This is a genomic window from Campylobacter concisus, assembly GCF_002913545.1.
GTDB lineage: Bacteria > Campylobacterota > Campylobacteria > Campylobacterales > Campylobacteraceae > Campylobacter_A > Campylobacter_A concisus_AV.
Genome location: NZ_PPBR01000002.1, coordinates 1 through 520, shown reverse-complemented (window position 1 = coordinate 520; position 520 = coordinate 1). Strand labels below are relative to the sequence as shown.

The 520-nt window shown below is 45.6% G+C and carries 1 protein-coding gene; it reads right to left on the bottom strand.

Going from position 1 to position 520, the window contains the following annotated elements:
• Nucleotides 1–171: 171 nt before the first annotated feature.
• A partial coding sequence (locus tag CYP05_RS00210; protein ID WP_141090260.1) for an SIS domain-containing protein occupies nucleotides 172–520 on the bottom strand: 349 nt, incomplete at its 5' end.

Genomic DNA, 520 nt, shown 5'->3' with positions numbered 1-520 from the left:
AATTTAATATTTGAGCCCTCCTCCTCATAGACTACACCACCATCAGGCTTTGCAAGTGCTTGGTTTAAAAGTACCGGAGCAAAAAAAGTAGCCTTTTTTAAAGCCGATATCAAATTTATTTCATTTTTCTCGCTAGGATCACTTAAAAATTTATCCATCACTTCTTGCATTTTAGCCCCTAAAAGCCTCGTCTACGGCCTGGCAGATCGTGTGTATAAAAAATATGTGCGACTCTTGAATTCTTGCCGTATCGCTTGAGCTAACGACTAAATTTAGATCGCAACCTTCATTCATCGCACCACCGACTTTCCCGCTAAGTCCAAGCACTGACGCGCCCATTTTCTTGGCACTCTTTATAGCTTCAAGGACATTTTTGCTGTTGCCGCATGTTGAGCTCGCCACGAGCAAGTCGCCAGCGCGCACACAGCCCTCAAACGTGCGAGAGAAAAAATAACCAAAGACGTGGACGTTACCAATGGCCGTAAGTGCCGAAGTATCAGTTGACAGCGCGGAGCCCGGG